This is a genomic window from Serratia sp. BNK-33-b (genome assembly GCF_048684565.1).
Taxonomy (GTDB): Bacteria; Pseudomonadota; Gammaproteobacteria; order Enterobacterales; family Enterobacteriaceae; genus Serratia; species Serratia marcescens.
The window spans coordinates 2,205,350-2,232,058 of the sequence record NZ_JBLQTZ010000001.1 but is presented as its reverse complement, the minus strand read 5'-3'; the positions used below and the strand labels follow the sequence as shown (position 1 = coordinate 2,232,058).

At 59.8% G+C, this 26,709-nt stretch carries 25 protein-coding genes; 21 read left to right on the top strand and 4 right to left on the bottom strand.

Annotation, left to right across the window (positions count from 1 at the left end; all coding sequences use genetic code 11):
• Nucleotides 1–15 precede the first annotated feature (15 nt).
• The 13 genes from ACMGGK_RS10660 to uspE all read left to right on the top strand — a co-directional run bounded on the left by ACMGGK_RS10660 (nt 16) and on the right by uspE (nt 13,135).
• Nucleotides 16–1,269, top strand: coding sequence for an ABC transporter substrate-binding protein (locus ACMGGK_RS10660; protein ID WP_049191746.1), 1,254 nt, complete (start codon nt 16–18; stop codon nt 1,267–1,269).
• Between the two features lie 78 nt (nt 1,270–1,347).
• A complete protein-coding gene (locus tag ACMGGK_RS10655; RefSeq protein ID WP_015377976.1) occupies nt 1,348–2,289 on the top strand; it encodes a carbohydrate ABC transporter permease in 942 nt (313 codons plus the stop codon).
• Nucleotides 2,290–2,299: 10 nt separating this feature from the next.
• A complete protein-coding gene (locus tag ACMGGK_RS10650; protein ID WP_049299359.1) occupies nt 2,300–3,118 on the top strand; it encodes a carbohydrate ABC transporter permease in 819 nt (272 codons plus the stop codon).
• Nucleotides 3,119–3,139: 21 nt separating this feature from the next.
• Nucleotides 3,140–4,252 carry an ABC transporter ATP-binding protein gene (locus tag ACMGGK_RS10645; protein ID WP_016927599.1) on the top strand — a complete coding sequence of 371 codons (1,113 nt, stop codon included), beginning with the start codon at nt 3,140–3,142 and terminating at the stop codon, nt 4,250–4,252.
• A gap of 20 nt (nt 4,253–4,272) precedes the next feature.
• Entirely contained in the window at nt 4,273–5,556 is a 1,284-nt protein-coding gene (locus ACMGGK_RS10640) for a Gfo/Idh/MocA family protein (protein WP_193842815.1), read from the top strand.
• 18 nt (nt 5,557–5,574) lie between these two features.
• A complete protein-coding gene (locus ACMGGK_RS10635; RefSeq protein ID WP_049299361.1) occupies nt 5,575–6,480 on the top strand; it encodes an ROK family protein in 906 nt (301 codons plus the stop codon).
• A gap of 332 nt (nt 6,481–6,812) precedes the next feature.
• Complete coding sequence (agaR, locus tag ACMGGK_RS10630) at nt 6,813–7,583, top strand: transcriptional repressor AgaR (RefSeq protein WP_016927596.1); 771 nt, start codon at nt 6,813–6,815, stop codon at nt 7,581–7,583.
• Nucleotides 7,584–7,609: 26 nt separating this feature from the next.
• Entirely contained in the window at nt 7,610–8,776 is a 1,167-nt protein-coding gene (locus ACMGGK_RS10625; protein WP_048795609.1) for an SIS domain-containing protein, read from the top strand.
• A 9-nt stretch (nt 8,777–8,785) separates the two neighbouring features.
• Nucleotides 8,786–9,640 (top strand): tagatose bisphosphate family class II aldolase, encoded by an 855-nt coding sequence (locus ACMGGK_RS10620; RefSeq protein ID WP_016927594.1) that lies wholly within the window; start codon nt 8,786–8,788, stop codon nt 9,638–9,640.
• A gap of 305 nt (nt 9,641–9,945) precedes the next feature.
• Nucleotides 9,946–10,257, top strand: coding sequence for a hypothetical protein (locus ACMGGK_RS10615; RefSeq protein ID WP_049240886.1), 312 nt, complete (start codon nt 9,946–9,948; stop codon nt 10,255–10,257).
• Nucleotides 10,258–10,476: 219 nt separating this feature from the next.
• On the top strand, nt 10,477–11,001 hold the full coding sequence (gene ogt, locus ACMGGK_RS10610; RefSeq protein ID WP_004938274.1) for a methylated-DNA--[protein]-cysteine S-methyltransferase: 525 nt from the start codon (nt 10,477–10,479) through the stop codon (nt 10,999–11,001).
• Between the two features lie 280 nt (nt 11,002–11,281).
• Nucleotides 11,282–12,046 (top strand): FNR family transcription factor, encoded by a 765-nt coding sequence (locus ACMGGK_RS10605; RefSeq protein ID WP_004938278.1) that lies wholly within the window; start codon nt 11,282–11,284, stop codon nt 12,044–12,046.
• Between the two features lie 126 nt (nt 12,047–12,172).
• Nucleotides 12,173–13,135: a universal stress protein UspE gene (uspE, locus tag ACMGGK_RS10600; RefSeq protein WP_004938281.1), complete on the top strand. Its 963-nt coding sequence runs from the start codon at nt 12,173–12,175 to the stop codon at nt 13,133–13,135.
• A gap of 55 nt (nt 13,136–13,190) precedes the next feature.
• On the opposite strand, the gene pntB is transcribed toward uspE, so the two are convergent.
• Together pntB and pntA are read right to left on the bottom strand one after the other, a co-directional pair.
• Complete coding sequence (gene pntB, locus ACMGGK_RS10595) at nt 13,191–14,585, bottom strand: Re/Si-specific NAD(P)(+) transhydrogenase subunit beta (protein ID WP_028127446.1); 1,395 nt, start codon at nt 14,583–14,585, stop codon at nt 13,191–13,193.
• 10 nt (nt 14,586–14,595) lie between these two features.
• The gene (gene pntA, locus ACMGGK_RS10590; RefSeq protein WP_420276872.1) at nt 14,596–16,125 is read right to left on the bottom strand and encodes a Re/Si-specific NAD(P)(+) transhydrogenase subunit alpha; all 1,530 of its coding nucleotides are present in this window, start codon (nt 16,123–16,125) and stop codon (nt 14,596–14,598) included.
• 537 nt (nt 16,126–16,662) lie between these two features.
• Between pntA and ydgH the strand changes: the two genes are divergently transcribed.
• The 3 genes from ydgH to ACMGGK_RS10575 all read left to right on the top strand — a co-directional run bounded on the left by ydgH (nt 16,663) and on the right by ACMGGK_RS10575 (nt 19,950).
• Nucleotides 16,663–17,613, top strand: coding sequence for a DUF1471 family protein YdgH (gene ydgH / locus ACMGGK_RS10585; RefSeq protein WP_420276871.1), 951 nt, complete (start codon nt 16,663–16,665; stop codon nt 17,611–17,613).
• 244 nt (nt 17,614–17,857) lie between these two features.
• Nucleotides 17,858–19,249 carry an amino acid permease gene (locus ACMGGK_RS10580; protein ID WP_049299367.1) on the top strand — a complete coding sequence of 464 codons (1,392 nt, stop codon included), beginning with the start codon at nt 17,858–17,860 and terminating at the stop codon, nt 19,247–19,249.
• A 215-nt stretch (nt 19,250–19,464) separates the two neighbouring features.
• On the top strand, nt 19,465–19,950 hold the full coding sequence (locus tag ACMGGK_RS10575) for a hypothetical protein (RefSeq protein ID WP_176063085.1): 486 nt from the start codon (nt 19,465–19,467) through the stop codon (nt 19,948–19,950).
• Nucleotides 19,951–20,118: 168 nt separating this feature from the next.
• Here ACMGGK_RS10575 and ACMGGK_RS10570 read toward each other — a convergent pair whose 3' ends face one another.
• Entirely contained in the window at nt 20,119–20,529 is a 411-nt protein-coding gene (locus ACMGGK_RS10570) for a hypothetical protein (protein ID WP_004938301.1), read from the bottom strand.
• Nucleotides 20,530–20,713: 184 nt separating this feature from the next.
• Between ACMGGK_RS10570 and folM the strand changes: the two genes are divergently transcribed.
• From folM to ACMGGK_RS10550, 4 genes are all read left to right on the top strand, one after another.
• On the top strand, nt 20,714–21,436 hold the full coding sequence (folM, locus tag ACMGGK_RS10565) for a dihydromonapterin reductase (RefSeq protein ID WP_016927586.1): 723 nt from the start codon (nt 20,714–20,716) through the stop codon (nt 21,434–21,436).
• 75 nt (nt 21,437–21,511) lie between these two features.
• The gene (gene rstA, locus ACMGGK_RS10560) at nt 21,512–22,237 is read left to right on the top strand and encodes a two-component system response regulator RstA (RefSeq protein WP_004938307.1); all 726 of its coding nucleotides are present in this window, start codon (nt 21,512–21,514) and stop codon (nt 22,235–22,237) included.
• Nucleotides 22,234–23,538 (top strand): two-component system sensor histidine kinase RstB, encoded by a 1,305-nt coding sequence (rstB, locus tag ACMGGK_RS10555; RefSeq protein ID WP_031299665.1) that lies wholly within the window; start codon nt 22,234–22,236, stop codon nt 23,536–23,538. Before rstA ends, rstB begins: the two co-directional genes overlap by 4 nt.
• Before the next feature lie 34 nt (nt 23,539–23,572).
• On the top strand, nt 23,573–25,072 hold the full coding sequence (locus ACMGGK_RS10550; protein ID WP_143779035.1) for a carboxypeptidase M32: 1,500 nt from the start codon (nt 23,573–23,575) through the stop codon (nt 25,070–25,072).
• A 168-nt stretch (nt 25,073–25,240) separates the two neighbouring features.
• Here the strand turns inward: ACMGGK_RS10550 and ACMGGK_RS10545 are convergent, their stop codons facing one another.
• Entirely contained in the window at nt 25,241–26,146 is a 906-nt protein-coding gene (locus ACMGGK_RS10545) for an alpha/beta fold hydrolase (protein WP_079449769.1), read from the bottom strand.
• A gap of 184 nt (nt 26,147–26,330) precedes the next feature.
• Between ACMGGK_RS10545 and asr the strand changes: the two genes are divergently transcribed.
• Nucleotides 26,331–26,606 (top strand): acid resistance repetitive basic protein Asr, encoded by a 276-nt coding sequence (asr, locus tag ACMGGK_RS10540; protein ID WP_028127450.1) that lies wholly within the window; start codon nt 26,331–26,333, stop codon nt 26,604–26,606.
• The last annotated feature ends 103 nt before the right edge of the window (nt 26,607–26,709 follow it).

Below are 26,709 nucleotides of genomic sequence, written 5' to 3'. Positions count from 1 at the left end.
ACCGAGGGGAAAGCAATGTCACCGATAAAAAATACCGGCCGCTTGCTGGCGCATTCTATTCTTGCCAGCGCATTATTATTACCCACGCTGCTCCATGCCGCAGATAAAATAACTTTGCGCTATGCCGTTTGGGACAGAAATCAATTACCCGCCGAACAGGAGATTGCCAAGCGCTTTGAACAGGCCAATCCGGATATAAAAATAGAAATAGAATTAACCCCCTCGGCGCAATATTTCGTTAAATTAGATTCCGCCGCCGCCGGCGGCGTAGCGCCAGATATATTCTGGATCAATATGCCTTATTTTGTGCAGTACGCCAAAAACGGCATTATGGAGCCGTTGGCGCCCTATATTAAGGACAGCGGCCTTAAGCTGGACGACGTGGTCGCCAGCTCGGTGAAAGCCTATCAGTATGACGGTCAGCAGATGGCCATCCCGCGCGACGTCGATTCCATCGCCGTGTGGTACAACAAAAAGCTGTTCGATCAGGCCGGCGTCAGCTACCCCACCAACGACTGGAGCTGGGACGATCTGAAGAGCAAGGCCGCCGCGCTGAAAAACGGGCTGAAAGGCGCCGCCTTCCCGCTGGTGATGGATCTCAGCATCGACGGCCAGGACAGTTACATGAACCTGCTGTTCCAAAACGGCAACCACATCGTGCCGAAAGACGGCCAGCCCACCGACATCGCCAACGACAGATCCCTCTGGGTCTACCAACAGCTGCAGGGCATGATGAAAGACGGCCTGATGCCAAGCGCCCAGCAAATGAGCGAAGTCAAAACCGAGAATATCTTCCAGTCCAACCGCGCCGCGATGGTCTATGCCGGCTCCTGGCTGGCGGCGCCGTTCGCCAATAACCCGCTGATCAACGACCACATCGGCGTGGTGATGATGCCCAAAATTGAACGCCAGTCCGGCGTGGCGCACAGTCTGGCCTTCGCCATGTCGGCGAAAAGCGCCCACAAGCAGGCCGCCTGGAAATATATCGCCTTCATGAGCAGCGAAGCCTCGCAGGCGGAGCTGGCCAAGGTGGTGATCCCGGCCAACAAGACGGCGGCCAAGGTCTGGGCGCAGCAGATCCAAAAGGTTGACGTCACGCCTTATATCCAGACCCTTGAAGTGACCCAGGCTTACCCCACCGCCGGCACCAATACGCCGAAGTGGCAAAACATGTGGATCGCCAGCCTGAAAAAGATCTTTATGGGCGCGGACGCTAAGCAGGAAATGGACAAATCGGTCAAGAAGATCGCGCGCGTCATGGAGCAGTAATCACCCCGCCGCGGCGCGCAGCCCCGAGCGCGCGCCGCGGGGGAACCACGCTGAACGTCATAGGTGAGGAATGGCAACATGTCGCTGGCAGAAACGGCTACGGTCACCCTGAAACACCCCCGGCGCACCGCCCGTCCCGCGCTCAATCGGCTCGAACGCGCCGAGCGCTTCTGGGGCTGGGTGATGATCCTGCCGCTGTTGTTGGGGGTGACGGTGTTTTACCTGATCCCCTTCTTGCAAAACATCTTTTACAGCTTTACCGATCTGAACCAATTCATGCGCTGGAGCAGCATCAGCGTCGATAACTATCTCAACCTGTTCGAAGACGACGACTTTTACACCGCCGCCGCCAACACCCTGTTCTACGTGGTGGTCTGCGTGCCGATCAGCCTGAGCCTGTCGCTGCTGCTGGCGATCGGCCTCAACCAGAATATCCGCGGCAAAGGCCTGCTGCGCACCCTGCTGTTCCTGCCGGCGGTCACCATGCCCGCGGCGGTGGCCATGGTGTGGCAATGGCTGTTCAACAAGGACTTCGGCCTGATCAACCAGGCGCTGGGCCTGCTGCACATTGCGCCGGTCGCCTGGCTGTCCGATCCGGACGTGGTGCGCATCAGCGTATCCATCATCATCATCTGGTCGTCGCTGGCGCTGAAGATCATCATTTTGCTGGCCGGACTGCAGAGCATTCCACGCCAGTTGTACGAAGCGGCGGATATCGACGGCATCGGCACCCTGCGGCGCTTCTTCTGCATCACGCTGCCGATGATGGTGCCGACGCTGTTCTTCGTGTCGGTGATGAGCTTTATCGAGATCCTGCAAGTCTTTGACGTGGTGTTCCTGATGTTCGACCGCGCGCTGGTGGAAAACGACGTGATGACCGTCACCAACCTGTTCTACAAGTACGCGTTTTACCTGCAGGAAAAAGGTTACGCCTCCGCCATCACCGTGGTGCTGTTCGCCGTCACGCTGGTGATCACCCTGATTCAAATGGCGATCGGCAAGCGCCTGAAAGTCAGCTGAGGAGCTGCACATGAACGCAAGCAAGAAAACGCTGGTGTACCTGTTTATGGGGCTGGCGGCGCTGGCCTCGGTGGTGCCCTTTATCTGGATGCTGGTGACCTCGCTGAAAACCCAGGCCGAGAGCATCCAGATCCCGCTGACGCTGCTGCCGGGGCATCCCAGCCTGCAGGCCTACGGCCGGGTGATGCACGAAATCCCGTTCGCCGGTTTTTATCTCAACTCGCTGCTGGCGACCTTCTTCACCGTCAGCCTGCAGATGGCTATCGCCACCCTGGCCGCCTATGGCTTCTCGCGCCTGCATTTTCGCGGCCGCGACGCGGTGTTTCTGGTGTGCGTGTCGATCCTGATGGTGCCCGGCCAGGCGTTTCTGATCCCGCAATTCCTGGTGGTGCAGAAGCTGGGGCTGGTCAACAGCATCACCGGGTTGGTGCTGCCGGGCATTTTCAGCGTTTACGCCACCTTCCTGCTGCGCCAGTTCTTCCTGGCGGTGCCGAAGGAGATGGAGGAAGCGGCGCTGATCGACGGTTACAGCTACTTCGCCATCTTCTGGCGCATCATGCTGCCGCTGATCCGACCGGGCATTATCGCCTGCGTCATCATCAACGGCCTGTGGAGCTGGAACAACCTGATGTGGCCGCTGATCGTCAATACCACCACCGAGAAGCTGACGCTGCCGGTAGGGCTGGCCTCGCTCTCCAGCCGCGCCGGGGTGGAATACCCGCTGCTGATGGCCGGGGCGCTGATGGCAGTGATCCCGATGCTGATGCTGTTCATTATTTTCCAACGCTATTTCATCCAGGGCATCGCCAGCGCCGGGGTGAAAGGCTAACGCGCAGACAAGGTAAACAACATGGCCGGAATTCAGTTAAACAGCGTTAAAAAAGTGTACCCCAACGGTTTCCACGCGCTGCACGGCGTCGATCTGGACATTGAAGATGGGGAATTTATGGTGTTCGTCGGCCCGTCCGGCTGCGCCAAATCCACCCTGCTGCGGATGATCGCCGGGCTGGAGAGCGTCAGCGAGGGGCAGATCCTGATCCACGATCGCTGCGTCAACGACAGCATGCCGAAGGATCGCGGCGTCGCCATGGTGTTCCAGAACTATGCGCTGTACCCGCACATGACGGTGTACAAGAACATGGCGTTCGGCCTGATCGGCAAAGAGAGCAAGGCGGAGATCGACCGCCGGGTGCGCGACGCGGCGGAAAAGCTGGAGATCACCAATCTGCTGCAGCGCAAGCCGGGCCAGCTCTCCGGCGGCCAGTGCCAGCGGGTGGCGGTCGGCCGCGCCATCGTGCGCAAACCCAAGGTGTTTCTGTTCGATGAGCCGCTGTCCAACCTCGACGCCAAGCTGCGGGTGTCAATGCGCGTGCAGCTGATCGAACTGCACAACCAGCTGAAGCAAGAAGGCGCCGCCGCCACCATGGTGTACGTCACCCACGATCAGGTCGAGGCGATGACCATGGGCGATCGCATTTGCGTGATGAACCGCGGCGCCATCATGCAGGTGGATAAACCAATCAATCTGTACCACCACCCCGCCAACCGTTTCGTCGCCGAGTTTATCGGCAGCCCGTCGATGAATTTGCACGATCTGGCGATCGTGCGCGACGGCCAAACGGTGCGGCTGCGTATCGGCCTGCAGCACCTGCTCGATCTGCCGCCGGCGCTGCAACGGCAATTGGCGGACTACCCGCATGCGCGGGTGTGTCTCGGCATCCGGCCGGAATCTTTGCGGCTGTGCGCGCCCGGCAGCGCCAACTGTTTCCCGGCGCAGATCGTCACTATCGAGCGCATGGGCAACGAAGAGCTGCTGCACTGCGAACTGGCCGATCTGCGCTTCGTGCTGCGCATGGCGTCGCTGCCGGACTGGGAGCCGCGCCTCGGCGAAAGCATTCATCTGGCATTCGATCTGACGCGCGCGCATTTGTTCGACGAGCTCAGCGGCCAAAACCTCAAATAACAACAGCGGAGTATCCAGCAATGTCGTCAACACAACCCAACAGCTTTGCCCATCGCCCGGTGCGGGTGCTGGTGGTCGGCGCCGGGGCGCGCGGTGAAATCTACTCGCGCTATGCGCTGGCGCATCCCGATTTGATGCAAGTGGTGGCGGTAGCGGAACCGCGCGACGCCTACCGCGAGCCGTTCGTGGCGCAGCATGCCATCGCGCCGGAAAACGTCTTCACCGACTGGCGTCAGGCCGCCGACGCCGGCAAGCTGGCCGACGCGGTGCTGATCTGCACCCAGGATCAGATGCATCTGGAACCGGCGCTGGCCTTCGCCCGCCAGGGCTACGCCATGCTGCTGGAAAAACCGCTGTCGCCGGACGCCGATGAGTGCCGCGCCATCGTCGCCGAAGTGACGCGCCAACGGCTGATCTTCTCGGTCGGCCACGTGCTGCGTTACACCCGCTATACCCAAAAGCTCAAACAGTTGCTGCGCGACGGCGCGATCGGCGACATCGTCAGCCTGCAACATTTGGAACCGGTCGGCTACTGGCATCAGGCGCACTCCTTCGTGCGCGGCAACTGGCGCAACGATCGGCAGGCCGCCTTTATGCTGCTGCAGAAATCCTGCCACGACATCGACTGGATCCGCTACGTGATGGAGCAACCCTGTGAACAGGTCAGCTCCTTCGGCAACCTGCGCCACTTCCGCCAGGAAAACCAACCGGCGGGCGCGGCGGACAACTGCCTGGATTGCGCGGTAGAGGCAAACTGCCCCTATTCCGCCAAACGCATCTATCTGGGCGACGATCACAAGGCCACGCCCGGTTTTCTGCGCGTGCTGACGCCGGAACCCGACCAGACGACGCTGCGGGCGGCGCTGCGCGACGGGCCTTACGGCCGCTGCGTCTACCGCTGCGACAATAACGTGGTCGACCATCAGGTGGTCAACATGCAGTTCGCCGGCGGCCGCACCGCGTCGTTCACCATGACGGCCTTTACCCGCCACGAAGATCGTCACACCCGTATCTTTGGCAGCCGCGGCTGCCTGGAAGGCGACGGCCGCCATATCCGCATCACCTCGTTCCTCGACGACGGCGAAACGCATTACGACACCGATGCCGGCCAGGATCTGCACGCCATGGCCGGCCACGGCGGCGGCGACTACTTCCTGATGCAGCACTTTATCGCGGCCATTCGCGCCAACGATCCGAGCCAGGTGCTGGCCGGCTCGGCGGAAGCGCTGGAGAGCCACCTGATGGTGTTTGCCGCCGAACGCGCCCGCCGCGAGGCGGCGGTGATCGCCCTGAGTGGAGCCTAAAGCATGGCCACGACAGAGATGCGTTACGGCTTCGACATCGGCGGCACCAAAATTGAAATGGCCGCTTACGATCGCCGGCTCAATCAGGTGCTGCTCCAGCGGGTGCGCACCCCAACCGGCGATTACGGCGAGTTCGTGGCCTGCATCGCCGGGCTGGTCGAGCAGGCGGATCGCGAACTGCACACGCGCGGCAGCATCGGCATCGGTTTGCCGGGGATCACCGATCCCGTCAGCCGCCGCCAGTTGGCGGTCAACGTGCCCTGCCTGACCGGCCATTGCCTGGCGGATGATTTGACGCAGGCGCTGGCGCGACCGATCGCTATTGAGAACGACTGCCGCTGCTTCGCGCTGTCGGAAGCCAGCACGCCGCAAACCGCGCACCTGCCGCTGGTGTTCGGCGCCATCATCGGCACCGGCGCCGGCGGCGGCCTGGTGGTGAACCGGCAACTGCACAAGGGGCGCAGCGGCGTGGCGGGCGAATGGGGCCATATGCCAATCTCGGCCCAGCTGGCGCAGCGTTACGATCTGCCGCTGTTCGGCTGCAACTGCGGGCTGACCGGCTGCTTTGAACGCTACGTCTCCGGCAGCGGGCTGCTGGCGCTGAGCCGCCATTTCGCCCATCCGGCCGCTGACGTGCCGGCGCTGGTCGCCTGCTATCGTGCCGGTGATGCGCTCGCGCAGCGGCTGATGACCATCTACGTCGACATCCTGGCCAGCGCGCTGGCCGGCTTACAGCTGCTGCTGGACGTTGATGCCTTCGTGCTGGGCGGTGGATTGTCCAACGTCGGCGAGCTTTACCGGCTGTTGCCGCCGGCGATGCGGCGCTGGCTGCTGCCGGGCATGGAGCCGGCGGCGGTGTTCCCGCCGGTGCACGGTGACAGCAGCGGCGTGCGCGGCGCAGCGCTTTTACGCGCGCCGGCATAAAAAAACAGTGAAAGCCCGGAGATTGTCGAGCGATCGCTGCGGCTTTCGGCATCGACGGACTGAATGAATAAGCGCTGGGAATTGGCGACTGAAAAATAACGAATTTGCCGTTTTCACTTTGCGTTAACACTGCTTTCGGTTGCCGCCCAACCGAAAGCAAAATCAAATATAACCAACTGATAGATATAGATATTTTAAAATTAATCGATTGCATTTCAGTGTTTCGTTTGCTGTAATTCGCCACGAACAACTGAAAGCGCTCCGGTCGGTATCGCTGCGGCTTATTAAGCCGCGGTCGGGCACGGCTACAGGTAAATCAGGAGTCTGCGTTAATGATCAATACCGCAAAACGCCGGGAATTAATTATCGACCAGCTGTGTCGCGAGGGCACGGTGCGCGTGGAGCAGCTCAGCCAGCAGTTTTCGGTGTCCAGCGTCACCATCCGCAGCGATCTGCGCCAGCTGGAAAAACACGGCTGCGCGGTGCGCGCCTACGGCGGCGCCATGTTGAACAAACAGTTCGCCTTCGACCGCCCGTTGCAGGACAAGGGCCGCATCAATCGCGACGTCAAACACGCCATCGCCTGCGCGGCCGCGGCGCTGATTGAAGACGGCGACGCCGTCATCCTCGACTCCGGCTCCACCACCAGCCAAATGGCGCCGCAGCTGGCGGGGAAAAAGGATCTGGTGGTGATGACCAACGCGCTCAACATCGCCTTCGAACTGGCCAACAACGAGGAGATCGACCTGATGGTGGTCGGCGGCAGCGTGCGCCGCAAAGCCTGGTCGCTGTACGGCCCCGCCGCCGAACAGCAGCTGCGCCAGTATCGGTTCGACAAGCTTTTTCTCGGCGTCGACGGCTTCGATCTCGCGAGCGGCATCACCACGCCGGATCCGGGCGAAGCGCAGCTGAACCGGGTCATGTGCGAGGTGGCGCGCGAAGTGATCGCCCTCGCCGACGCCAGCAAATTCGGCCGCACCAGCTTTTGCATGATCCGCGACATCGGCCAGATCCACCGCCTGGTCACCGACAGCCGCATTCCGGAACACTATCTGCAGGCGCTGCACCATTTAGGGATCGACGTGATTATCGCCGACCGTTAACCGAGGCTTTTTAAGGAGCTGTCATCATGAACGCGTATTTCTCTTACGAGGCGAATTGGCTGAAGCAGCGCAACGCCTGGCATACCGCCGCAGAAATTTGGCAACAGCCGGATTTGTGGGCGGCGCTGCACCGCCAACTGCAGGATCAACAGGCGCAGTGGCAACCGTTCCTGGCGCCGTTGCTGGCTAATCCGCGCCTGCAAATCGTCTTGTGCGGCGCCGGCAGCTCGGCATTTGCCGGCCGCGCCCTGGCCCCCTGGCTGCGCGAACGCACCGGCCGCGACGTGGTGGCTTACGGCACCACCGATATCGTCGCCAACCCGCTGCAGTATCTTGACCCTGATCGGCCGACGCTGCTGGTTTCCTTCGCCCGTTCGGGCAACAGCCCGGAAAGCGTGGCGACGGTGGAGCTGGCCGATCAATTGCTGCCGGAAAGCTATCATCTGATGCTGGTGTGCAACCCGGACAGCCGGCTGGCGCAGTACGCGCATCAGCGTGGCAACGTCTGTTCGCTGGTGATGCCGCAAGGCGCCAACGATCAGAGCTTCGCCATGACCTCCAGCTTCAGCTGCATGATGCTGAGCGCCGCGCTGCTGCTCGGCCCGGCTTCGCTCGAGGCCGCCCAGGCGCCGTTGAACGCCATGGTGCAGCGCTGCCGCGCACTGCGCGAAACGCTGCAGCCGCAGGTGAAGGCGCTGGCCGCCAGCGGTTTCCGCCGCTATATCACCCTCGGCGGCAGCTGTTTTACCGGCCTCGCCGAAGAGGCCTCGCTCAAGATGCTGGAGTTGACCGCCGGCCGCATCGTTACGCGCTACGACTCGCCGCTCGGCCTGCGCCATGGCCCGAAATTCATGGTCGACGGCCAGACGTTGGTGGTGCTGATGTTCTCCCACAACGACTATGCCCGCCAGTATGACCGCGATCTGTGGAACGAGCTGCAGCGCGATGGGCAGGCGATGCAGCTGGTCGGGTTGACCGGCGAACGCCAACCTCTGTCCGATGCCCTGCTGCATATGCACGATGCGGCTGACGATATCTGGCTGCTGTTCCCGTATCTGCTGTTCAGCCAGATGCTGGCCTTCGAGAGTTCGCTGGCGCTGGGGCTGACCCCGGATAACCCCTGCCCGACCGGCGAGGTCAACCGGGTGGTGAAAGGCGTGACGATTTACCGTTTTCCTTCCCCCGAGCTGTAAGGAGATCCCATGTATCTGATAGCCAACCGAGACATGCTGCTCAAGGCGCAGCGCCAGGGTTACGCCGTTCCGGCGTTTAACGTCCACAATCTGGAAACCGTGCAGGTGGTGGCGGAGACCGCCGCCGAGCTGCGCTCGCCGGTGATCATGGCCGGCACGCCCGGCACCTTCAGCTATGCCGGCACCGACTACCTGATCGGCATTTGCCAATCGGCCGCGCACCGCTACGATCTGCCGCTGGCGCTGCATCTGGATCATCACGAAGCGCTGGACGACATCGAGTATAAGGTGAAAAGCGGCATCCGCTCGGTGATGATCGACGGCTCCCATTTGCCGTTCGAGCAGAATATCGCCAAGGTGGCCGCCGCAGTAGTCCTGTGCCACCGCTACGGCGCCAGCGTGGAGGCGGAGCTGGGCCGCCTGGGCGGGCAGGAAGACGATCTGATCGTCGATACGGCGGACAGCTTTTATACCGATCCGGCCGCGGCACGCGAGTTTGTCGCCGCCACCGGCATCGATTCGCTGGCGGTGGCGATCGGTTCCGCCCACGGCCTGTATCACGGCGAACCGAAGTTGGACTTCGAGCGCCTGGCGCTGATCCGCGAACAGGTGGACGTGCCGTTGGTGCTGCACGGCGCCTCCGGCATTCCGGAAGCGATGGTCAAGCGCGCGATCTCGCTCGGCGTTTGCAAGGTCAACGTCGCCACCGAATTGAAAATCGCCTTCGCCGATGCGGTAAAAAGCTACTTTTCGCAGCACCCGGACGCCAACGATCCGCGCAAGTACATCGTCCCCGGCAAGCTGGCGATGAAAGAAGTGGTGGCGGAAAAGATCCGCATCTGCGGCAGCAGCGGCATGCTGTAACCCCGCTCTCGCCTCCGTTGCTGCGGCCGCGCAACGGGGGCGAAAACGGCCGCCATTGCCCGAATTTCCTGAGAGAACGATCACAGCCTGTTATCCCGCCTGCGCCTTAAATCATTAACCGACCTTCACTATGATCCAAATCATGGTTTTACTCATCCTACCTCCCTATTATCAAATTCATTGAATGCGGGCAGTAGGATTTTTGCCCATTCGTTTTTATTTCTCCAAGCGAAATAGCTTATTTGATGAAAACAAGCGCGCTTGTTTTTTAATTGGCAGTGTTTTTACTCTGAAAGGAACAGCATATGAACCATTACTTAGCCATATTAAGCGCATTGGTCATTCTGCCCTTCGCTCTGCAAGCAAAACCGCTTTCCGGCAGCCAGGTCGCCTCCGGCGTCGTGCGCTTCACCGGCGCCATTACCACGCCGGCCTGCACCGTCAAACATCAGGATGAAAAGCTTATCTCCAGCTGCTTCGGTAAAGTGACGGAATATCAGAACGGGTATATATCCTCTTCGTTAAAAGAGATGCCAAAAGAATTAGTTTCTGCCGTCAGCAGTGAGTTGGTGAATAACGATCCCCATTTAAAGCGCGTGACTATCAGCTATAAGTAAGTACAAAGCGTTACTGCCTGCTGAAATAATAAACAAGACACAACTTGTCTTGATGACTTATAAATTTATTTTATAAATTTATCGCACAATAACTCCCCGCCTTACCGTAAGCCGGCTATTCGGGCAATCCTGTGGTTGCCCATCAGCATGTCCGAAATCCGCCATCGCTCCCTCCCATTTCATGCGATAATCGCCACACTAAACTGAGGAGTGAGCCAGATGCAGACTTTTTTGATTGATCGTACCGCCACGCCGGTGGGAGAACTGGTGCTGATTGCCGATGAACAGGGGCGCCTGCGGGCGATCGACTGGACCGATCACGAAGCGCGCCTGATGAAGCTGCTGAACACCCACTACCGCGCCGATCGGTTCACCCTGCGCGAACAGCGCGATCCCAGCGGGCTGACCGACGCCATGCAGCGCTATTTCGCCGGGGAACTGAGCATTATCGATCGGTTGCCGGTGATGACCGCCGGCACCGAGTTCCAGCGCACCGTCTGGCAACAGCTGCGCCAAATCCCCTGTGGCGAGATCCTGACCTACGGCCAGCTGGCGCAACGCATCGGCCGTCCGACCGCCTCGCGCGCCGTCGGCATGGCCAACGGTTCAAATCCGATCAGCATCGTGGTGCCCTGCCATCGAGTGATCGGTTCGCAAGGCGCGCTGACCGGCTATGCCGGCGGCGTACAGCGCAAGCAGTGGCTGCTGCAGCATGAAGGCTACCTGCCGAAAAGTTTGCTGTAGCCGCTGCGATCGGCTTATCCAGCGCCATTGTTTGGCGCTGCTTAATAAAGCACAGTGCCCAACGCCGCGCTCGTGCCCGCAGGGCACTATTAATAACTTGTGTGAATAAAACGCATAAGTCACAAATAATACTCATAACTTCAGTCCGATACAGAATAATCGGCGGCATGTGTGCGCAAAATTCGCACACAATACCCCTATTCATGCTAATGCCACCCTTATCAGCTGCAGCAAAAGATGTTAAAATTGACTCATATCAATTATTGAATGAGCGTAATCTATGATCCCGGAAAAACGCGTGATTCGTCGTATCCAGTCTGGTGGTTGTGCGATCCATTGCCAGGACTGCAGCATCAGCCAGCTGTGCATTCCTTTCACCCTCAATGCTCACGAGCTGGATCAGCTCGACAACATTATCGAGAGGAAGAAGCCCATCCAGAAAGGCCAGACCTTGTTCAAGGCCGGCGACGAGCTGAAATCGCTGTACGCGATCCGTTCCGGAACCATCAAAAGCTACACCATCACCGAGCAAGGTGATGAGCAGATCACCGGCTTCCACCTGGCGGGCGACCTGGTAGGCTTCGACGCCATCGGCGGCCTGAAGCATCCGAGCTTCGCTCAGGCGCTGGAAACCTCGATGGTGTGCGAGATCCCATTCGAGACCCTCGACGATCTGTCCGGCAAAATGCCGAACCTGCGTCAGCAAATCATGCGATTGATGAGCGGCGAGATCAAAGGCGACCAGGACATGATCCTGCTGCTGTCGAAGAAAAACGCCGAAGAGCGCCTGGCGGCGTTCGTTTACAACCTGTCGCGCCGCTTTGCGGAGCGCGGCTTCTCACCGCGTGAGTTCCGGTTGACCATGACCCGCGGCGACATCGGCAACTACCTTGGGCTGACGGTGGAAACCATCAGCCGCCTGCTGGGCCGCTTCCAGAAAAGCGAAATCCTCAGCGTGAAAGGCAAATACATCACCATCGAAAACGCCGACGCGCTGTCGGTGCTGGCCGGTACGCCGCGCATCAACGTGACCGTCAACGCCTGATCCCCCCGCCGGATCAACATTTCACCGAAATTGTTGATCCGGCACGCTTCCGTTGTTGTTCTGTTTTTCAATGTTGGGTTACTCTGTAAATTAACAGACTGTTGATTTCAGCTGTAAGGAGGCCCTATGGCGAAGTATCAGAATCTTCTGGTGGCTATTGACCCCAATCAGGACGATCAGCCGGCATTGCGCCGCGCCGTGTACCTGGTAAAACGGAACGGCGGGCGCATCAAGGCCTTCCTGCCCATCTATGACTTCTCTTACGAAATGACGACCCTGCTCTCCCCGGATGAAAGAACGGCGATGCGGCAAGGTGTGATCAGCCAACGCGCCGCCTGGATCAACGAGCAGTGCCGCTTCTATCTCAACGACGGCGTGCCGATCGAAATCAAAGTGGTTTGGCATAACCGCCCCTTCGAAGCCATCATTCAGGAAGTGCTTTCCGGCCAACATGACCTGCTGCTGAAAATGGCGCACCAACACGATCGGTTAGAGTCGGTGATCTTCACCCCCACCGACTGGCACCTGCTGCGCAAATGCCCTTGCCCGGTGTGGATGGTGAAAGACCAGCCCTGGCCGGAAGGCGGCAAGGCGCTGGTGGCGGTCAACCTGGCCAGCGAGGAACCCTATCACGACCCGCTCAATATCAAACTGGTGCAAGAAACCGTCGAACTGGCGCAAAACGTCAACCAGACCGAGGTTCACCTGGTCGGCGCCTATCCCGTTACCCCGATCAACATCGCCATCGAATTGCCCGACTTCGACCCGAGCGTCTACAACGACGCCATTCGCGGCCAGCATCTGATCGCCATGAAGGCGCTGCGGCAGAAATTCTGCATTAAGGAAGAGTTCACCCACGTGGAAAAAGGCCTGCCGGAAGAGGTCATCCCCGATCTGGCCGAACATCTGCAGGCCGGCGTGGTGGTGCTGGGCACTCTGGGCCGCACCGGCATTTCAGCCGCCTTTATCGGCAACACCGCGGAACATGTGATCGATCATCTGAAATGCGACCTGCTGGTGATTAAACCGGAAAACTTCAACTGCCCGATCGAGGCGGATGAAGATGACGAGCATGACGACGAAGATTAACCTTCGCGCATAAAAAACGGGCCGCTAAGCGGCCCGTTTTTTTGGTTGCCCAATTTTACTTCTGCAGCGCCCGCAGAATCGCCTCCACGCTGTCTTTGGCGTCGCCGAACAGCATCTGGGTATTCTCCTTGAAGAACAGCGGGTTCTGCACGCCGGCGTAGCCGGTGTTCATCGAGCGTTTGAACGCGATTACGTTCTGCGCTTTCCACACTTCCAATACCGGCATGCCGGCGATCGGGCTGCGCGGATCCTCCAGCGCCGCCGGGTTCACCGTGTCGTTGGCGCCAATTACCAGCACGGTATCGGTATCCGGGAAATCGTCGTTGATTTCATCCATCTCCAGCACCACGTCGTACGGCACCTTCGCTTCCGCCAGCAGCACGTTCATGTGGCCCGGCAAGCGCCCCGCGACCGGGTGAATGCCGAAACGCACCTTCACGCCGCGCGCCCGCAGTTTTTCGGTGATTTCCGCCACCGGATACTGCGCCTGCGCCACCGCCATGCCGTAGCCCGGGGTGATGATCACCGACGTGGAGTTCTTCAGCTGCTCGGCCACCTCTTCCGCCGTGGTTTCACGGTATTCGCCCATCTCTTCGGCGTCACCGGTGGAAGAACCGTCGCTGCCGAAACCGCCGGCGATCACGCTGATAAACGAGCGGTTCATCGCCTTGCACATGATGTAAGACAGGATCGCACCCGAAGAGCCCACCAGCGCGCCGGTGACGATCAGCAGATCGTTGCTCAGCATGAAGCCCGCCGCGGCGGCCGCCCACCCCGAGTAAGAGTTGAGCATCGACACCACCACCGGCATGTCGGCGCCGCCGATCGAGGCGACCAGATGCCAGCCGAACGCCAGCGCGATCGCCGTCATCAGCAACAGCGTTACCACCTGCCAGCCCACGCTGTCGGTGCGCACGAACGCCACCAGCAACAAGAACGAGATCACCAGCGCCGCCAGGTTCAGCTTGTGGCGATTCGGCAGCATCAGCGGTTTGGAAGAAATGATGCCGCGCAGCTTGCCGAAGGCGACGATCGACCCGGTGAAGGTCACCGCACCGATAAAGACGCCGAGGAACACTTCGGTCAGATGGATATTCGCCATCACCGGCTCCATCGGCCCGCCGTGATCCAGGTAGCTGTTGAAGCCGACCAGCACCGCCGCCAGGCCAACGAAACTGTGCAGCACCGCCACCAGCTCCGGCATTTCGGTCATCTCGACCTTCTTGGCCAGATAGACGCCGATCGAGCCGCCGATGATCATGGCGATGATGATCCAGCCGACGTTGCCGGAATCCGGCCCCAAGATGGTGGCGATCAGCGCGATCGCCATGCCGGCGACGCCGAACAGGTTGCCCTGCTTCGACGTTTCATGACGCGACAGGCCCGCCAGGCTGAAAATAAACAAAATAGCGGCAACAATGTATGCAGCTGTAACCAATCCTCCAGACATTTGTTACCCCTTAGTTCTTGCGGAACATCTTCAGCATGCGCTGAGTGACGGTGAATCCACCAAAAATGTTGATGCTGGCGATCAGCACGGCGATAAAGGAGAGGAAACTCACCCAGCCGCCATGACCGATCTGCAGCAGCGCACCGACCACGATAATCCCTGAGATCGCGTTGGTGACCGACATCAACGGGGTATGCAGCGCATGGCTGACGTTCCAGACCACGTAGTAACCGACCACGCAGGCCAGCGCGAACACGGTAAAGTGCGACAGGAACTCTTTCGGCGCCGCGTCCGCCAGCCAGCCGAACAGCAGGATCGCCAGAGCCATCAGGCCATACTTCAGCCACGGCGAGGTCGGTTTGGCTTCGGGTTTGGCGGCCGGTGCGGCGGCGGGCGCCGCTTTCGGCTGGGCGGAGACCTGGATCGGCGGCGCCGGCCAGGTGATTTCACCGCGGCGCACCACGGTAACGCCGCGGATCACCGTATCGTCGAAATCGATGTCAATCTCACCGTTTTTCTCTTTCGACAGCAGCTTCAACAGGTTGACCAGGTTGGTGCCGTACAGCTGCGAAGATTGGGTCGGCAAGCGGCTCGGCAGATCGGTATAGCCGATGATTTTCACGCCGTTGTCGGTCACGGTAATGGTGTCGGCCACGGTCAGTTCGCAGTTGCCGCCGGTTTGCGCCGCCAGATCGACGATCACGCTGCCCGGCTTCATCGACGCCACCATCTCTTTGGTGATGAGCTTCGGCGCCGGTTTGCCCGGGATCAGCGCGGTGGTGACGATGATATCGACCTCCGCCGCCTGTGCGGCGAACAGCGCCATCTCGGCCTTGATAAAGGCTTCGGACATCACTTTGGCGTAACCGTCGCCGCTGCCCGCTTCCTCTTCAAAATCCAGCTCGAGGAATTCCGCGCCCATGCTCTGCACCTGCTCTTTCACCTCCGGGCGGGTGTCGAAGGCGCGCACGATGGCGCCGAGGCTGCCCGCAGCGCCGATCGCCGCCAGGCCGGCCACGCCGGCGCCGATGATCATCACTTTGGCCGGCGGCACTTTGCCGGCGGCGGTGATCTGGCCGGTGAAGAAGCGGCCGAACTCATGCGCCGCTTCGACGATCGCGCGGTAGCCGGCGATGTTGGCCATCGAGCTCAGCGCGTCCATCGACTGGGCGCGCGAGATGCGCGGCACCGAGTCCATCGCCAGCGCGGTGACGTTGCGCGCCGCCAGCTTGGCCATCAATTCAGGGTTTTGCGCCGGCCAGATAAAGCTGACCAGCGTGCTGCCTTCGCGCATCAAGGCGATCTCGTCGTCTTGCGGCGCGTTGACTTTCAGGATCAGATCCGACTGCCACACTTCGTTTTCGTCGACCAGCGCCGCGCCGGCGGCTTCGTAGGCGACGTCCTCAAAACTGGCCAGTTTGCCCGCCCCGCGTTCAATCGCGACGGTAAAACCCAGCTTCAGCAGTTGTTCCACCGTTTTCGGCGTGGCTGCGACCCGGGCTTCATTGGCCAACCGCTCTCTTGGTACACCAATACGCATAATGTTCCCTTCTCACCTGTCTTGGATGATGTTTATTATTTTCCTGCCCATAGCACGGCGCCGCCGGCGGGCGAAGCGTTAACTTGCCCGCACTGATTTCAGACGCCAACTATAACCTACTGAAAATAAGGTCGATGATCCATAATTGCTTACGCATTCAGCTCTGTTTTTACATAAAAACGCCGCGCGTGATATGACAAATCGCAATTTACTGTGAAAAAATCCATACAGAACAGCGTATTCTGCGTGGCAAGAGGTTTACGCCCGGCGTAACGAATTATGGCCATGCGCGGCGGAAAAGCATAAAAGTTATCATTTTGTGAATAATTAACATTAATGACACCCAAGCCGTTATTATGGAAACTTATGACGGTGGCGCCATCCGTGCGACCCGCGTCACCGTCACCGATTTGTCGCACGGGATAACATAAAATGCTGAGACAGTTTTCAGAATTACATGTAATAATCGACGGCTGAATTACACTTAAACAGTTCAGTACGTTATAAACGTTAATGCGCTAGGCGAAAGGATTTTTTATGAAGCTGAAGACCACGATCATCGCGTCAGCCTTGTTATCACTCACCGCGCTGTCTGCTCATGCGGCGCAAGAGTTAACTCCTGAGAAAGCAGCGGCGCTGAAGCCGTTTGATCGCATCACGATTACCGGCCGCTTCAATGCCATCAATGAAGCCGTCGACGCCGTATCCCGCCGTGCAGACAAACTGGGTGCCGATTCCTTCTATATCCAGGACAGCAACAACAGCAACAACGGCGGCAACTGGCGCGTCACCGCAGACCTTTATCATAAAGATGCGCCAGAAGTGAGCAAAACACCAAAATACCGCGTATTTAACGGCGTGAATGAACTGCCTAAAGAGGAAGCCTACCTGCTGGAGCCTTACGATACCGTGAGCGTCAGCGGCTTCTACCGCAGCCAGCCGGACATCAACGACGCCATCTCCAAAGAAGCGAAGAAAAAAGGCGCTGCATCCTTCTTCATCGTGCGCCAGGTTGACGCCAACTCCGGCGGCAACCAGTTCGTCACCGCCTATATCTATAAGGCCGATGCGACGAAACGCCGCGTGCAGAGCCCGGACGCCATTCCGGCCGATTCTGACGCCGGCCGCGCCGCGCTGGCCGCTGGCGGCGCCGCAGCCGCGAAAGTCGAAATCCCTGGCGTCGCATCTTCCGGTTCGCCAAGCCGCGAAGTGGGCCGTTTCTTCGAAACCCAGTCCTCTACCGGCCAACGCTATACCGTCACGCTGCCTAACGGCACCAAGATCCAGGAAGTGAACAACGTGACCGCCGCGCAGATGGTGCCGTTCGATTCCGTCACCTTCACCGGCCACTTCAACAGCATGACCGATGTCTCCACCGAAGTGGCGAAACGCGCGGCTGAGAAAGGCGCCAAGTACTACCACGTCACCCGCCAGTGGCAGAACAAGAGCGGCGGCAACCTGACCGTCAGCGCCGATCTGTTCAAATAAAACCCGTTTTTAGGTTTACCATAGGGCAGCCCTTGAGCTGCCCGTTTTTATTGCCGCTTTTTCCATCGCGCGTTGAATAGTTTTTTGTAAATTCCGCATATTCAATCATTGCATCTCTAATCATCCCTCCGTAGAATTTGCGCCAATTTTTAGGGCTATTGTCTATTCGCGCAGTGGTTGTTAATACATTGTTGCAGCCAAGCAGTTCCCTTCCAGTTGTTTATTCTGCGTTCAGGATCCGTCATTGGAAAAAAAACTCGGTCTTACCGCGCTAACCGCTTTGGTGCTCAGCTCGATGCTGGGCGCCGGCGTGTTCAGTCTGCCGCAAAACATGGCGCAGGTCGCCAGCCCCGCCGCGCTGCTGCTGGGTTGGGGGATCACCGGCGTCGGCATTCTGTTCTTAGCATTCGCCATGCTGTTGCTTACGCGTTTGCGTCCGGATCTGGACGGTGGCATCTTCACCTACGCCAAAGAAGGATTCGGCGAACTGGTGGGCTTCTGCTCCGCCTGGGGTTACTGGCTGTGCGCCGTGATCGCCAACGTCTCGTATCTGGTGATCGTGTTCGCGGCGCTGAGCATTTTCACCGATCGCGGCGGCAACGTTATCCTCGGTGACGGCAATACCTGGCAGGCGCTGATCGCCGAATCCGCCCTGCTGTGGATCGTGCACGCGCTGGTGCTGCGCGGCGTGCAAACCGCCGCCAGCATCAATCTGGCGGCCACCCTCGCCAAGCTGTTGCCGCTGGGAATGTTCGCCGTTCTGGCGGCGATCGCCTTTAAAATGGACGTGTTCACACTGGATTTCAACGGCGTCGCCCTCGGCAAACCGGTGTGGGAACAGGTCAAGGACACCATGCTGATCACCCTATGGGTGTTTATCGGCGTGGAGGGCGCGGTGGTGGTTTCCGCTCGCGCCCGCAATAAGAAAGACGTGGGCCGCGCCACTATGCTGGCGGTGCTGTCGGCGCTGGCGGTGTATCTGATGGTCACGCTGCTGTCGCTGGGCGTGGTGCCGCGCAGCGAACTGGCCGAGATGCGCAATCCGTCGATGGCGGTGCTGATGGTAGAACTGATCGGCCCGTGGGGAGACGTACTCATCGCCGCCGGCCTGATCGTTTCCGTGTGCGGCGCCTACCTGAGCTGGACCATCATGGCGGCGGAAGTGCCGCTGCTGGCCGCGCAGCACGGCGCGTTTCCGCGCGTGTTCGGCAAGCAGAACCGCCATCACGCCCCGTCCTCTTCGCTGTGGCTGACCAACATCGCTGTGCAGCTGGCGCTGGTGCTTATCTGGCTGACCGGCAGCAACTACAACTCGCTGTTGACCATCGCGTCAGAGATGATCCTGGTGCCTTACTTCCTGGTCGGCGCGTTTCTGTTCAAGGTGGCTTACCGCCGCCGCGACAAGCGCCTGATCTTCGCCGCCTCCGGCGCCTGCGTCTATGGCCTGTGGCTGCTGTATGCTTCCGGGCTGATGCACCTGCTGATGTCGGTGCTGCTGTATGCGCCAGGGCTGTTGGTGTTCATGTATGCCCGCCGCGGCCATCGGGATATCAATCTGCTCAATCGCCTGGAAAAAAGCAGCATCTTCTTGCTGCTGGTGGCCACGCTGCCTGCCGGCTGGTTTATGTTGCACTAAAATCGCCTGCCCATGCGGCTGCCCGTCAGCCGCATTTCGTTTCCTCGCCCTTCCTCTTACCCCGCTCCCCGTTATTGATTCGTCAGAGGCTCCGCTTGCGATCTTAAATGCAATTAATTATCATTATCATCTAAGCATTAACGGTAAGACACAAGTGCCCCCGCTGAGAGGCGTCAGGAGGCGGGTTTGGACAGGCTGAAAATGGAAGGCATTTCATGGCTGAAAAACTGCTGCACGCATTCCCCTTGTTTGCCGCTTGGGAAGCACTGATCGCCAAGGGCAACACGGCATTCAATCAGCGGCGCGATCGCCTGGCGATGATGCACTATCAGCAGGCGCTGGGCGTCGCTCAGGCGATCATCGCCGAGAAACCCTGGCTGAATGTGGAATATGCCGCCAGAGTTAACGCACTGAATATTTTCGAGTCTGCCCTGGCCGCGTTGATCGTTACATTCAACAACATTACCCATCTGCGCCTGCGGCAAACGCCCCTCCGCGGCGTTGAGCCGCATGTGCATCAGGCTCGGCTCGCCATCGAACAGGTGATGGACGATACCTCGCTGTGCGAACAAATGCAGCAGGCCGCCGAGCGGCACCTGCTGCGCTTTCGAATAGAAACGCTGCAGGTGCTGCGCGAACATCGGCTGCCGGAAACCGGCATCTGCGCGCCTGCTGGCAACCATTCCGCCACCGTGCATTAAAAACGGCACAACGCCCTGAGGAGGGTAATCCGCCAATGAATGAATTGAATGATGGGATGAAGGTTAGACGCTGACCGTGACGCGGCGCGAAATTTCACATTCATGGTTAGGCCATCGCGGTAAGTCAATTGCCTAACCATGAACGGGCGGCCGGGTCGATACACCCGGTCAGCTTTTAGGGGGAATGGTGATGGTCATGCGCTCACCCACCAGGGCGATCGCAATGCCTTCCTCGCACTCTTTTTGAATGGCCGCCAGCTGTTGCGCTTCCAGCGCATAGGGCAACTGAATATCAAACACCGTCAGGCCCTGCTGCTGCGCCAGGTCAATCAGACGCACGATATTGGTTTCATCGCTGACCTGCGTCGACACCACTTGCAGCGCCAGCTCTTTCAACTGCTCTTTGCGCGTTTGTGACGTGGTCACGCGCGATTTCAACACCATGCCGAAGATCGGCATCACACCATAAATAGCATCAACAAAGCGCCAGTGCTTCCTGCACGATGCGGACAGAAAATCCATATAGTCAAAACAGATTTTCTCACTGCGCGCGATGGATGCAAGGTGATTGCTGTTCATCCCCTCATTCCTCTCATGGCCAGTGTTAACCCGTGGTCTTTCAAGCCGCCGCCGGGCGGCAACCTGAAACGCATTGGGGATCTTACATCCAGAAATGGATAATCATGCGAAGCTTTAACGACTTTCCGCCGTATGATGGCATAATTCCCCTATTGTTTGCCAGTCTGTCCAGGAGCTTTAATCAATGGAACACCCCAACTCTGCCCCGGTGCTGATTACCGGCGGCGCGCGGCGCATCGGGCTGGCGCTCGCCAGAGCGTTTCTCCAGCGCGGCGTTCCCGTCATCATTGCCTATCGCAGCGAATATCCGGCGATGACCGAGTTGAAAGCCTTGGGCGCCAGTTGCATTCAGGGCGATTTTTCCACGCACGAAGGCATCTACCGTTTCGCCGACCAGGTGCGGCAGGTGGCGCCCAAATTGCGCGCAGTGATCCACAACGCCAGCGCCTGGCAGGCCGAGTCGGCGGAAGTGCCGCCGGAGCAAGTGATGGCGGCGATGCTGCAAATTCACGTCTATACGCCCTATTTGCTCAACCAACTGCTCGAATCTTGCCTGACCGGCCAGGGCCAGGCAGGCGCGGACATTATCCATCTGACCGACTACGTGGTGGAAAAAGGCAGCGACAAACATATCGCCTACGCCGCCAGCAAGGCCGCGCTGGACAATATGACCCGCTCGTTCGCCCGCAAGCTGGCGCCGGAGGTGAAGGTCAACGCCATCGCGCCGGCGCTGATCATCTTCAATCCGGGCGACGATGAAGCCTACCGCCAACAAGCGCTGGCGAAATCGCTGATGAAGGTCGCGCCGGGCGAGAGCGAAGTGGTCAATCTGGTGAACTACCTGCTGGAGAGCCGTTACGTGACCGGCCGCACCCACGGCGTCGACGGCGGGCGGCCGCTGCGCTGAGGCAAAGATCCGCATGGCGCTTCGCTGTGGGCCGCGCTATGCTGAAATCCGCTTTTCTTATTAAAACACGGGCATATGCATAAAATTGTTTTTGTGGAAGACGATCCTGAAGTCGGCAAACTGATCGCCGCCTATCTGGGCAAACACGACATCGAGGTGCTGATCGAACCGCGCGGCGACAGCGCGCAAGCGCGCATCGAGCGCGAGCAACCCGATTTAGTGCTGCTGGACATCATGCTGCCCGGCAAAGACGGCATGACGCTGTGCCGCGATCTGCGCCCTACCTTCCCCGGCCCGATCGTGCTGCTCACCTCGCTCGACAGCGACATGAACCATATTCTGTCGCTGGAGATGGGCGCCAACGACTATATCCTGAAAACCACGCCGCCGGCGGTGTTGCTGGCCCGCCTGCGTTTGCACCTGCGCCAACACAGCCAGCAGCCGAAAGAAGAGTCGGTTCAGCCGCTCACCCAGCATAACGCGCTGCATTTTGGGCTATTGTGCATCGATCCGGTCAACCGGCAGGTCACGCTGGGCGAAGAAACGATCACCCTGTCCACCTCGGATTTCGATTTGTTGTGGGAACTGGCGACCCACGCCGGGCAGATCATGGATCGCGAGGCGTTGCTGCAAAACCTGCGCGGCGTGAGCTACGACGGTATGGATCGCAGTATCGACGTGGCGATCTCCCGCCTGCGCCGCAAGCTGTACGATAACGCGCTGGAACCGTTCCGCATCAAGACCGTGCGCAATAAAGGCTATCTGTTCGCCCCTAACGCCTGGGCATCGGTGCAACAATGAGAAAACTTTTCGTCCAGTTCTTCCTGTTGCTGTTCGTCTGTTTTCTGGTGATGGCGATGCTGGTTGGCCTGGTGTACAAGGTGACCGCCGAGCGCGCCGGCCGCCAGTCGATGGACGATCTGATGAAAAGTTCGCTGTACCTGATGCGCAGCGAGCTGCGTGAAATCCCGTTGAAGGACTGGAACAAGACCATCGCCACGCTGGATCTCAATCTGTCGTTCAAACTGCATATCGAACCGCTCGGCAAACAGGCGCTGAGCGAGGATCTGAAAAAACGGCTGCGGCTGGGGGAAATCATCGCCCTCGACGATCAGTACACCTTTATGCAGCGCATTCCGCGCAGCCACTACGTGTTAGTGGTCGGCCCCATTCCTTATCTGTTCTACCTGCACCAGATGCGCCTGCTGGATCTGGTATTGCTGGTGTTTATCGGCATGTCGCTGGCACTGCCGGTGTTTCTGTGGATGCGGCCGCACTGGCAAGATTTGCTGAAGCTGGAAAACGCCGCCCAGCGGCTCGGCGCCGGGCATCTGGATGAACGCACCCACTTCGATCCCACTTCCAGCCTGAGCCGGCTCGGCGTGGCGTTCAACCAGATGGCCGACAGCGTCAACACCCTGATCGCCAGCAAGAAACAGCTGATCGACGGCATCGCGCACGAGCTGCGCACGCCGCTGGTGCGCCTGCGTTACCGGCTCGAAATGAGCGATAACCTGTCCGAAAGCGAGCAGCAGGCGTTGAACCGCGATATCGGCCAGCTGGAGTCGCTGATCGACGAGCTGCTGACCTATGCCCGTTTGGATCGCCCGCAGGTTGCGTTAAACATTGAACCCATCGATCTGCCAAAATGGCTCGAGGACAAGGTCGATGATATCCGTCTTATTCATCAGGAACGCGACATCCAGCTCGATATCCCGCACGTCGGCGACTTCGGCGGCGTCGATCTGCGCCTGATGGAGCGCGTGCTCGACAACCTGGTCAACAACGCGCTGCGCTATTCCGAACAGCGTCTGCGCGTCGGCCTGTGGTTTGACGGCGACCTCGCCTGCTTGCAGGTCGAGGATGACGGGCCAGGTATCCCGCCGGAAGAGCGCGAGCGGGTGTTTGAACCTTTCGTCCGTCTCGACCCCAGCCGCGATCGCGCTACCGGCGGCTGCGGATTGGGCCTGGCCATCGTCCATTCCATCGCCGTCGCCTACCAGGGGCAGGTGTTCGTCGAAGGGAGTTCGCTCGGCGGCGCCAGTTTCCGTTTCTGCTGGCCGGTAAAGCCGACATTCAGTTTAAAAGCCGATCTGGCGTAATGCCGCCAGACCTTCTCATTGGAGCCGAATAATAATGACATCTGCACATTCCAACACGTCTGCTTACGATCACCTGCGCGCCCTGTTCAGCCGGTTGTCGCGTTTCGGCCACCTGTCCGCCATCGCCGGTTGGGACATGCAAACCATGATGCCGCCGGGCGGCAGCAAGGCACGTTCCGAGGCGCTGGCTGAGTTGAGCGTGCTGCAGCACCAGATTTTAACGGCGGAAAGCACCGGCGCGCTGTTGGATCGCGCGCAGCAAGAGACGCTGGACGAGATCGACCGCGCCAACCTGCGCGAAATGCGCCGCCAGTATGAAGACGCCGTGCTGCTGCCGGCCTCGCTGGTCGAAGCCAAGTCGCTGGCCGGCGCGCGCTGCGAACACGCCTGGCGCGCCCAACGCCCGGCCAACGATTGGGACGGCTTCGCCGAGAATCTGCGCGAGGTGGTCAAGCTCAGTCGGGAAGAGGCGCAGATCCGCGCGCAGGCGGCCGGCACCAGCCGTTACGACGCCCTGCTTAACCTGTATGAACCGGGCATGCGCAGCAGCGATCTCGACCGCATCTTCGGCGATCTGAAAACCTGGCTGCCGGATCTGTTGCAGCGCGTGGTGGCCAAACAGGCTAATGAGCCCTGCCAGGCGCCACAAGGTCCATTCAATGTGGACACCCAGCGTCAGCTGAGCCTGAGCGTGATGAAACTGCTCGGTTTCAACTTCGACAACGGCCGCGTCGACGTCAGCGCCCACCCGTTCTGCGGCGGCGTGCCGGAAGATGTACGCATCACCACGCGTTACAACGAGAAAGAGTTTTTGACCGCGCTGCTCGGCATCGTGCACGAGACCGGCCACGCCCGCTACGAGCAAAACCTGCCGCGCGATCTGCTCGGCCAGCCGATCGCCCTGGCCCGTTCCACCGCTATCCACGAATCGCAAAGCCTGCTGTTCGAAATGCAGCTGGCGCGCGGCAATGAATTCCTGAAAATATTGCGTCCGTTAGTCACCGCACAGTTTGGCGAACAGCCGGCGCTGGAAGAAGCCAACTTCATTCGCCTCAACCAGCGCGTTAAACCGGGCCTGATCCGCGTCGACGCCGACGAGGTGAGCTATCCTGCTCATGTCATCCTGCGCTACGAAATTGAAAAAGCGCTGATCGAAGGCGATATCGAAGTGGAAGACATTCCGGCGCTGTGGAATGAGAAGATGAGTGCTTACCTCGGCCTCGACACCATCGGCAACTACCGCAATGGCTGCATGCAGGATATTCACTGGACCGACGGTGCCTTCGGCTACTTCCCGACTTACACCCTCGGCGCGATGTACGCCGCGCAGCTGTTCCACAGCGTGCGCCAGGCCCTGCCTTCGCTGAGCGAAGATATCGCCGCCGGCAACCTGCAGCCGCTGTTCCACTGGTTGCAGCACAACATCTGGCGCCACGGCAGCCGCTTCCCGACCGAGACGCTGATCGTCAATGCGACCGGCGAAGCGCTCAACCCACGCTACTTCCGCCAGCATTTGGAAAACCGCTACCTGTAATCTCTCCTGGCGCGGCCCCAGCCGCGCCCTTTTTCCGTCTGCATGACCGGATAATGTTTCATAGCGCACGTTCCCTGCTGACAACGCCTTGGCCGCAGAGTGGCGGGTGGCTACTCATCATTAGTATGTTGTAACTAAAATGGCAAAAAACGCCGGCGTCCCGGCTTCTCATCCCAGAGCATGACGGGCGATCATCGCCGCCAGCTGCGGCCTCAACGGCGCAGGCAGGTCATGCCCCATGCCCGGCATAATATGCAATTTGGCGTTGACGACAGCCCGAGCGATCGCCACCCCGCCGGCCTTGCGCACCAGCCGATCGCGATCGCCGTGAATGACCAGCGTCGGCGCGGCTATGCGCCGGCTGTAGCGACGCAGATCGCCGCTGCCGAGCAACGCGGAAAGTTGCCGCTGCACGCCTTCGGGATCCACGCCCCGCTTCAATAGCCGATTCACCAATGCATCCAGTTCCGCCTCCTCCGGCGGGTAAAACCGGGTACCGAGCGCGCGCAGGAAGGCCTTCATTCCCTCCTGGCGCTGCTGCAGCGTCAAATCGGCCGCCGGCCTGCGCGCCAACAGCCACAGCAGCGAAGGCGCCGGCGGTGGCAACAGCGGCTGATTGGTGCTGGAGAACAAGATGCATAGCGAGGCGACGCGCTGCGGGTATTCGGCGGCCAGCACCTGGGCGATCATCCCCCCCATCGAAGCGCCCAGTACGTGAGCCTGCGGGATGCGTAAATGATCGAGCAGATGCGCCGCGTCCGTCGCCATGTCCGCCAGGGTATAAGGCACCGGCGTTTGCCAGCCGAGCTGGGCGCGCAGCATCAGCAGCCACAACGGCTGCGTGCGTTGCGCCTGCGTTTTGCCGGAAAGGCCGACGTCGCGGTTGTCATAACGGATCACCCGAAATCCCTGGGCCACCAGGGCGCGGCAGAAGTCGTCAGGCCACAACAGAAGCTGCGCGCCGATGCCCATGATGAGCAGCAGCGGCGGGTGCGCCTCATCGCCCCAGTCCTCATAGGCCAGCGGCACCTCGCCCTGTTCGGTCACGCCACAACGAATCACTATCTCGTTCATTTTAAATCTCTTTTATCGCGCCTGGCGGTCATTATAGCAGCAATCCCCTCGCCGCCGCCGCCCTGTACATTAGGTTACATGCCGAAACCAATCACTCACGGAAAGCCGGGCGCCGTTTGCCTACTATCATTTCAACGGCCCCGCAGTGGGGTTGATACCCAAAAGTCATGTTGAGGATTCTACGATGAAAAAAGTATTAGCTCTGGTTGTTGCCGCTGCAATGGGTCTGTCTTCCGTGGCTTTCGCTGCCGAGGCTGCCACCACCGCACCTGCGGCTACCGCAACCACCGCCACCGCTGCGCCGGCTAAAGCTCAGGTGAAACACCACGGCAAGAAAGCACCGGTACAGAAAGCGCAGGCGGCCAAGAAGCATCACAAAAAAGCCGCGAAGAAAGCCCCGGCTCAAAAGGCCCAGGCGGCTAAAAAGCACCACAAGAAAGCCAGCCACAAAAAAGCGTAATGACGTGAGGGTCCCCTCACCGCTTCAGGCTTGACGTGTACGACACCCGGTTCGCCGGGTGTTTTTTCATCGGGGGGTTCTCATTGATGCTGCGCCGCTACCT